A 7,273-nucleotide genomic window follows, 5' to 3' on the forward strand; every position below is an offset into this window, starting at 1 on the left:
TGGCGCCAGTGATGCCGACGCGCTCTCTGCCAATGCTCGCGCAAGGGCCGAGGCGCTGGCGCGGGAGGCCATGACAAGCACCAGCGAGGCCGAGGCGCACGCTCGCCGCTTCACCCGTGAGGCCGCCGCAAGTGCTAAGCACGATCCGGCCAGCACCTTCGACTTTGACCGGATGGTGGCCGATGCCGGCACCATGACCAGCGAAGGCATGGGCGATGCGCCAAGGTTTATAGCCTTTGCTTCGCTCTCGATGCCGCCGGCGGCGTTACGGGCAATGATCGACGACGTGGCCAAGGCCGGCGGCATCGTCGCCCTGCGCGGTCTGCCTGGCAACAGCGCCAAGGCTCTGACGGACGCATTGGCAAAAGTCGCAAAGCCCGGCGAGCAGCTGGACGGCGTCGGTATCGACCCGCGGCTTTTCCGTGCTTTCGGGATCGAGACCGTGCCCACCTACGTCGTCACCAGCAGCGACTTCGATCTGTGCGACGGGTTCGATTGTCGGACGCAGGTCCCGCCCCACGACCGGATGAGCGGCAATGTCAGCGCAGCCTACGCCCTTGAGACCTTCGCGCACGGCGGCGGCCCCGGCGCTTTGCTCGCGGCCCAGCACCTCGCCCGTCTTGAAAGGCAGGATCCATGAAACGACCAATCCTCTGTCGCGCAGGCGTGTTCGCGCTCCTGCTCACCCTCGCCGGACCGCTTCACGCCCAGACAACAACCGATGCTGCCAAGGCGGACGGCAAGGCATTCGGGCGAGACAAGGCGGCATCCGCGCAAAGTGCGGCAACCACAAACCCGGATGCCAGTCGCATCCCCAATTTCGGCGGCACACCAAGTCAGTCGGGCTATTTCGACGATCCGGACCGGATGAGCCGCGAAGCGGCTAGCCAGGCCACCACCAGTACCGGCTACAAAGCCATGCGGGACTCGATGGACCGGCGGGCCCAGTTTGCCCCTCAGGATCTCGATGCGACGATCGCGCGCAGCAATGTAATCAGCGATGATCCGCTCGCCTATACAAGCGGGATGGCCATCGGCGGCACGCAAGGACGCTGCGTGCCCTTGCCGCCGGCCAGCGGAACCGCAGCGCGCTACATGGCAACCTGTAATGTCGGCTACACCGCCAGCCAAGAAACCCGGACCTGCCCCGTGACATTGACCGCGCGGATCGAGCAACGTCAGGTCTACGGCTACTATTGCGTTGGCGGCAGCGGGGTTGACCCGGCTTCGGTCTACAACTGCAACCGCTACCCCGCGCCGCAATGCACGGTCACGCAGTCCTATCCGATCAACCTGTGCGATCCCTATTTCGGGATCTACTGGGGCTGCAACTCCGGCGATCTGAGGGTTGACCTCGTCAGTTGCACCGCGCCGGTCGAGGGCGCCACGCCCTATACGGTGACGGGCGAGAACGTCGTCACGACGACACGCGACGAAAGCCAGTGCGCTGGCCTCGCAGCCGACAGCTCATGTCAGCAGGACACTGAGACGTGCACCGACAGCGATCCGGTGACCCGCATTGTCGATGGCATCGCCGTGACGCAGCCTTGCTGGGCATGGAGCCGTAGTTACAGCTGCGCACAGTTTACCGAGGCTCAGGACTGCCAGACACTTGAAGACACCCCGGGCTGCAAGCTCGTGCGCGAAGACTGTCTTGCTGGCGAGCCCTGCCGCACCTGGGAGCGGGTTTATGATTGCCCGGTTCCGGACCAGCCCGCGAACAGCAATCAGTTCATCTGCGATGGCGATGTCTACTGCATCGATGGCTCGTGCGAGACCATCCAGCGCGAAGCCAATGACGAGTTCAAGGACGCGGTTGTCGCGTTGAACGCGATGAATCAGGCCCGCCGCGAATTCGATCCAGACAATCTAACCCTGTTCAAGGGGACCCGCGAAAGCTGCTCGTCGAAGGTGTTCGGCATTCTCAATTGCTGCAAGGGCAAAGGCTTCCCGCTGATTCCGGGCATCCAGCTGCTCGTGGCACTGGGCTGCAGCCGCGAGGAGATGCTGCTGCATCAAAAGGACGCACAGGGTCTGTGCGCCTACGTCGGCACTTATTGCTCGTCCTCCTTCCTTGGCGTGTGCCTGACCAAGCGGAAGGTCTACTGCTGCTTTGAATCCAAGCTCTCGCGGATCCTGCAGGAACAAGGCCGCCAGCAGCTGAACAAGCCCTGGGGCAAGCCGAAGACGGAGCAATGCTCCGGGTTCACCATCGACGAGTTCGCCCGGCTTGATCTGAGCCGAATGGACTTCAGCGAAGTCTATGCCGAGTTCACCGACGCCGCCCGCCTGCCTGATGAACTGCAGGCCACCCAGGAAATCCAACAGAAGATCGAGGACTATTATGCACGCGCACGCCAATAAGGCCGCGTGGCGGCTGCTTGCCGCCTGCGCGATTGCCAATGCCGTTTGCGTCCTTCCGTCCGCAAACGCGCAGACGGCCACCACCCAGACCGATGCGCCACCACGCGCCGAGACGAGCGAGCGGCAGGACAGCTTCTACTGCGAGGAGCGCCGGCTTGGGTACTGGTTCTACTGCAACCGGCCCAAGCCGCCGGAACAGCAGGCACCCGCGCCGGCTGCGAGCGCCACGAGCCAGCTTGACGCAATCACGGCGACCTTGCGGGAGCTCAAGGCCAAGGCGATCCTCGAGCCCACGCCTGCTAATGTGACGGCCTACATTCGGTTCCAGCGCGCCCAGCTCGACCGGGCTTCACTCTTCAGCGACGTCTGGCAACGGGCGATCTGGCAGGATCCCGAGCTCGACTACACGCTGCAGCGCCCGGTTTCGACGCTCGGCAAGCGCCAGTGGCAGGATTCGCGCAGCGCGGAACGGAACGCGGCAATGGCGCAGCTCTCCGAGCGCTACGGGCTCTTCTACTTCTTCGCCCAGAGCTGCGGCGCCTGCGAGGTCATGTCGCCGATCGTACAGAGTGTTGCCTCGACCTGGCATATCGCTGTCCGAGCGATTTCGACCGACGGCGGCCCATCGCGGCATTTCCCGAATTACACGGTCGAGACCAACCAGCGCACCCGCATGGGCCTGGAGCCCAAGATTACGCCAGCTGTCGTGCTCTGGGACGCCCTGACCGGCCGCCCTATTCCGATCGGCTACGGCGTGATGAGCGCCGACGAGCTTCAGGACCGGATTTACCTCCTCACATCGAAGGAAGCTGGACGTGACTACTAGGATGAAAAGAGCCGTCGCTGCGATCCTTGCAGCTACCCTTCCTCTCACCAGTGCATCGGCCGACGTCGGCAGTTCGATGGACTCGTTTTTGAACGACGTCGGCGGCGCAGCCAACGTCAACGGGCCGACCGCGTTCCAGGGGCAGTCAGCTGGCTATTACAGCCTCGGCAATGTCTGGACGCGCTTTCCCCAGAAGACGACCAACATTGCCAACCTGCAGCTGCCGCGCGCCCGCGCAGGGTGCGGCGGTATCGACATTTTCGCGGGATCCTTCAGCTTCATCAACGCGAGCGAGATCGTGGCGATGCTGAAGGCGGTCGCCAACAATGCCGTCGGCTTCGCCTTCAGCCTGGCGATCGACACGGTCTGCCCGGAATGTTCGAAGATCATGCAGGAGTTCAGCCAGAAGGCTCAGCTCATGAACAACCTCAACATCAATTCCTGCGAGATGGCACAAGGATTGGTGGGCGGGATCTGGCCGAAGGGCGACCTTGCCGACAAAGCCGTCTGCGAAGCTATCGGCAACTCCGAAGGCATCTTCACCGACTATGCCGCAGCCAAGCACGGCTGCGGCACCAGGGGGCAGCGTTCGAACACGACTGCGCAAGGGTCGGGCAAGTATGACGACGTCAATCCCGGCGTGCCGCGAAACTACACCTGGACGATCCTCAAGAAGTCGGCGTTCTTCTCGCCCGGAGGCCGCTTCGACGAAGAGCTCGCCGAATATGCCATGACGCTGTTGGGCACGATCATCTACGTGCCGCCCAAGGACGATGAACCGGGTAAGTTCGTGCCGATCTTTGGCGAAGCCTCGTCGACGCTTGTGACCTCGTTGCTGGATGGCACCACGAACGGGAACGTCCTCATTTTCGACTGCGACGAGACGGAGAAGTGCCTCAACCCAGGTTTCAAGTCGCTGAGCCTGCCCGCATCGAAAGCGCTGCGGCCGCGCGTCGCGGCGCTCATTGGCGGGATGGTTCAGGCGATCCGCGATGATACGGCGATCACCGAAGAGCAGAAGGAACTGCTGCAGGTCGCATCGATCCCGCTCTACAAGATCCTGACCGTCCAGGCGGCCTATGGCCGCGGCATGCCGACCGACGACCGCGAGACCCTGGCCGAGATCGCCAGTGTCGACCTGCTGTTTGCCGTGCTCGACCGCATTGTCAGCGAGGCTGGCCGCTCAATGTCGAGCTTCATTGGGGCCGACGAAGCGAAGATCGCGATGTGGCAGAGCCAGGTCAATGTCGTCCGTCAGGCGCTGGCTGATCGGCAGGCCAACACGCATCTCAAGGTCAATGCGGTGCTGCAGATCATCGAGAAGACGGCGTTCATCGAGAACGTGCTGGCTGCCTCAATGTCTCCCGGCATGGCCGCATCGCTCGACTGGTCGCGCGGCGTCCAGAGCCGCGCCCTCACCCACTGACCGGGCCAACCACATCCAGGCGGGACAATAGACATGGTCGAGATTTTCACGGTCGGCGGCGGCGACTATCTGGTCAACGTCTTCCAGGCAGTCTCTGCCTGGACCGGCAATGGCGGCTACAAAAGCCTGCTCCAGGTGGTCATGGTGATGGGTCTTGGCCTTTCCGCCCTGACACTGGCATTCAACCAGGACTGGCGGGCGTGGATCAACTGGTTCCTGGGCGCCACGCTCATCTACTCCTGCCTGATGGTGCCGCGGCTCGATGTCCATGTGACCGACCGGCTCAACCCGAGCCTTGCGCCGGCCAATGTCAGCAATGTGCCGCTGGGCCTGGCTCTCATGGCGAGCTTTACCAGCCAGGTCGGCGATTATTTGACGGGCTCGGCCGAGGTGGTGTTCGGCCTGCCTGGCGATCTCAACTATTCAAAGAACGGCATGATCTACGGCGCGCGGCTCTACGATGCGACACGGTCCTTGCGGATTTCCGATCCCGAGTTCGCCGCCAATCTCGATGAGCATTTCCGGCAGTGCGTGTTCTACGATGTCTTGCTCGGCCGCTACTCGATGAAGGAGCTGGCGGAGACGGGCGACATCTGGGCGACGATAGCCCCGGGCAGCCAGGCTCGCGCGCAACGGTTCCTGACACGCGATGCGACCACTGGCGAGGTGAGCTCGAACATCGTGACTTGCCGCGAGGCTTACGACACGCTCAATGCGCAGTGGGCCGGACTGGTCGATGCGATGGGTTCGGTATTCGGCCGACAGCTCTACCCCAACCAGACGGCCGCGCTGGCCAAAGCGAAGCTCTTCGCCGATCTGCCGGTCGCCTATCAGTACCTGACCGGGGTTTCGGCCAACGCGACCGAGATCTTCAAGCAGACGCTGACGATCAATGCGATGAGCCAGGCCATGCACTCGATGTCCGGCGGCAGCGGCGCGGGCAATGTCGACGTCTACGCCCAGACCCGAGCCGACATTCAGACCGAGCGGACCTATGGTTCGATTGCGAGCAACGCGATGAAGTGGGTCCCGCTCCTGAACGTCGTGCTGACGGTGCTGTTCTACGCCCTCTTCCCGGTCCTGTTTCCTCTATTCCTGCTCCCCAAGACGGGCCCTGTCGCACTCAAGGGCTATGTAACAGGCTTCTTCTATCTCGCGGCCTGGGGGCCGCTGTTCGTGATCCTCCACATGATGCTGATGTACAAGGGTGCGGCTGACATGAGCGCGGTCACGGGCAGCAACGGTCTCAGCCTTGCAAGCTTCACTGGCATGGCAGACGTGAACAGCGATATCGGTCTGCTGGCAGGCTACCTCATCGCATCAGTCCCGTTTCTGGCAGGGGGTGTGGCGAAGGGCGCCATGGCAATCTCGCACCACGCGACGAGCTACCTCAACCCTAGCCAGAACGCGGCGGAAGAAGCGGCCCGAGAGGCGAGCACCGGCAATGTCTCGCTCGGCAACACCAGCTTCGAAAACTCGAGTGTCCTCACGCGTCAGTTCGCCCAAGGCACGATTGCCCCAAGCTTCACCTATGGCGCGCCGCAGACGCGAACCTTCAGCGACACCGGCTCGATGACGACGAGCTTCCCGGATGGCAGCTACGACCAGATCCCGACCTCCAACTATCCCTTCACGCCGACGCTGGGCCAGGAGTTCACGGCGCGCCTTTCGACGATGGCATCGCAGGCCCGCGCCAACAGTGAGACCTATGCCAATGTCGCAACGGAATCGACGACCAGCGCCGTCACGAAGTTCCGCGAGCTCAGGGACCAGTTCAGCCGAGGCGCATCCTTCGAGAGCGCGACCGGCACCTCGAACTCCGACAGCATCCAGACCGCATTCAGCGAGGTCGATCAGGCATCGACCAGTCTGCAGCGGCAATTCGGGCTATCGCGCAGAGCGGCCGATGACATCTCTACCGCCTGGTTCCTGGGTGGCGAGGCGGGCGCCAAAGCGGGCATTTCAAATGGAGTAGCTTCGGCCAACGTCGGCCTGAAGGGCGGTGGGACACGCACATGGACAGACAGCGACATCGGCATCGCGTCTGAAGACCGTTCCCGGATCTTTGGGAGCCTGTCCCAGATGTCTGACAGCCGCAATTGGTCGAGCACCCGCGATGGGTTCGTTCGCTCAGTCAGTACCTCATCAAGCTCGTCGATCTCGAGCACCGCGAGCGGCATGAACGCATCTCTGACAGAAGCCCAGAGCTTCACAATCGAGGCTCGTCGGGCCGAGGAGCTTGCCAATCGTCTCGAGAGCCAGGCTTCTTTCTTCAAAGGAAACAGCGCTGCAGGCAGCCTCAATCTGTCACAAGCCTACCGAGAATGGGGTCTCGCCGAGATCGAAAGCAACCGCGATTTCTATGGCAATGCGCGGTTCGACGATGTCACTTTCCAGCTCAGCCCTGAAGGCCAAGCATTGCAGGCAAAGTTCATCGAAAGCTATGCCGAGCAACTTCGCGACGGAATCGACGATCGCCTCTTACTCGTCCCCGGACAGCCCGTATCCCGTCCGGCAGTCTCTGGCGCAGGATCGGTGCGCGGTCGAGCACAGACCGGCGGCGGGGATTCGGGTTCAGTGCCACGGGTGGGGGGCGGCGATCTCCGTGAAGAGGTGCAAAGGGCTCAGGCGGCCGGTCGCCAGAAGATTACCGGCTC

5 protein-coding genes are annotated in these 7,273 nt (G+C 62.8%); all 5 read left to right on the forward strand.

Annotation, left to right across the window (positions count from 1 at the left end; translation table 11 throughout):
• On the forward strand, positions 1-640 hold a 640-nt coding region (gene trbC, locus COA17_RS18230; RefSeq protein WP_096614306.1), incomplete at its 5' end, for a type-F conjugative transfer system pilin assembly protein TrbC.
• Positions 637-2,364 (forward strand): conjugal transfer protein TraN, encoded by a 1,728-nt coding sequence (locus tag COA17_RS18235; RefSeq protein ID WP_096614308.1) that lies wholly within the window; start codon positions 637-639, stop codon positions 2,362-2,364. The genes trbC and COA17_RS18235, both read left to right, overlap by 4 nt.
• Positions 2,345-3,190 (forward strand): conjugal transfer protein TraF, encoded by an 846-nt coding sequence (locus COA17_RS18240; RefSeq protein ID WP_096614310.1) that lies wholly within the window; start codon positions 2,345-2,347, stop codon positions 3,188-3,190. The genes COA17_RS18235 and COA17_RS18240 overlap by 20 nt, the downstream gene beginning before the upstream one ends.
• A gap of 1 nt (position 3,191) precedes the next feature.
• Positions 3,192-4,616 carry a conjugal transfer protein TraH gene (locus tag COA17_RS18245; protein WP_096614312.1) on the forward strand — a complete coding sequence of 475 codons (1,425 nt, stop codon included), beginning with the start codon at positions 3,192-3,194 and terminating at the stop codon, positions 4,614-4,616.
• Positions 4,617-4,649: 33 nt separating this feature from the next.
• Positions 4,650-7,273 (forward strand): conjugal transfer protein TraG N-terminal domain-containing protein (locus tag COA17_RS18250; RefSeq protein WP_096614314.1); only part of this gene is annotated, 2,624 nt, incomplete at its 3' end.

Origin of the sequence: Sphingomonas ginsenosidimutans, from assembly GCF_002374835.1 — a bacterium.
Taxonomy (GTDB): Bacteria; Pseudomonadota; Alphaproteobacteria; order Sphingomonadales; family Sphingomonadaceae; genus Sphingomonas; species Sphingomonas ginsenosidimutans.

Excerpts from the sequence above, each read along its gene's own strand:
- COA17_RS18235 (WP_096614308.1), top strand. The coding sequence starts at position 637 with ATGAAACGACCAATCCTCTGTCGCGCAGGCGTGTTCGCGCTCCTGCTC.
- COA17_RS18240 (WP_096614310.1), top strand. The coding sequence starts at position 2,345 with ATGCACGCGCACGCCAATAAGGCCGCGTGGCGGCTGCTTGCCGCCTGC.
- COA17_RS18245 (WP_096614312.1), top strand. The coding sequence starts at position 3,192 with ATGAAAAGAGCCGTCGCTGCGATCCTTGCAGCTACCCTTCCTCTCACC.